Consider the following 1,286-nt stretch of genomic DNA (forward strand, 5'->3'; position numbering starts at 1 on the left):
CGGCATTGGCCGAGAAGATCGCCAGCGCCGTCGCGGCACCGCCGCGTATCGACCCGAGCCATTATCAACGCTTCTCGCCTCACGCCATCGCCGAGCGCTACGAGGCGTTATTATGAGCTTGAGGCGCACCAGGATTCGATCTAAGTCGTTATGACAGCTGAAAGTTGCTGTAAGCCATTATCAAAAAGCCCCGATTCGGGGCTTTTTTTATTTTTACGGCGCCTGGCGTTTATTGCGCCTCAGGGCTGCGCGTACGTATTTCGAGATGCCCCGCAACAGCCGCTTGCGGTCTCCGGTCTTGAGGGCGTGCTTCACGGTGTCGGAGAGCAGCGAGAAAGGGATTCGGCAGCCGTTCTTGAACAGGGCGTCGAGCTGTTTGTAACGGCGTGCTGACAGCAGCCGTTCCCGCTCGGCTGGGTGCAACTGGCGCCGAAGCTCGGCTTCTTCCTCGTCGATGATCGCGTAGATGCGGTCGATCTCGTCGCACGCGAACCGCTTCTTTGAGAGCCGGAAGCCGGGGTGCACCCGGTAATTGAACAGGGGCTGCTGTATCGAGCCGATGGTGGCGCCGTGACTGAGTGCCCGTGTCACCAGCATGAGATCTTCCCGGTAGGCTAGCGATTCGTTGAAGCCGCCTATCCGCTGAAAAAAGGCCCGCTCGATCATGATGGTGGGCGCATGTGGGGAAGGCTCGTTGAAGAATAGATGCTGCGCACATGTCAACGGCGGCTGGATGGCGCTCGCAGGTTGCAACTCGCCGTCCGCGTCGAACCGGTCAAAAGAGCAGATGCTGATATCCAGCTTGTGATCCAGCATGTGCTGCAATTGGTGGGCGACCTTATGCTCGTAATAGAGATCGTCGTCGTCCAGAAAAGTGATGTACTCCCCCCTGGCCAGCTCGACGCCCCGATTGCGCGTCGCGGAAACGCCGACATTGTCGGGATTCGCCGAGTAGCGGACGTTGGGCCCCAGGAAGGGCGCGACCTGTTCGTGCGTTGCCAACTGGTTGGCCGAGCCTTCGCCGTTGTCATCGACCAGTATCGTCTCGACCCGGGGATGCGTCTGGGCGATGACGCTGCGCAGTGCCGCTTCGATGAAGTGGGATCGCCCATGCATGGGGATGATAACGGAGACAAGCGGCACGTCGGTCATAGGGAAAGCGGATCGGTGATGTCGGTGTGAAGCCGGATGGTAGCATGGCGGCTTATTCGGTTTTTATGACGCCTGCCAGTTTTGCGCCGGCCCGGCCAGCGCCTGTGTCTAGAGAAACGCTGCATAAATCCCGT

1 protein-coding gene is annotated in these 1,286 nt (G+C 59.6%); it reads right to left on the reverse strand.

Annotation, left to right across the window (positions count from 1 at the left end):
• Positions 1-213: 213 nt before the first annotated feature.
• Complete coding sequence (locus tag OP495_RS17925) at positions 214-1,152, reverse strand: glycosyltransferase family 2 protein (protein ID WP_280571134.1); 939 nt, start codon at positions 1,150-1,152, stop codon at positions 214-216.
• Positions 1,153-1,286: the final 134 nt, after the last annotated feature.

The sequence above is a fragment of the Chromohalobacter sp. 296-RDG genome (assembly GCF_029889885.1).
Classification (GTDB): domain Bacteria; phylum Pseudomonadota; class Gammaproteobacteria; order Pseudomonadales; family Halomonadaceae; genus Chromohalobacter.

Coding starts and splice junctions, on each gene's coding strand:
- OP495_RS17925 (WP_280571134.1), bottom strand. CDS start 1,152: ATGACCGACGTGCCGCTTGTCTCCGTTATCATCCCCATGCATGGGCGA.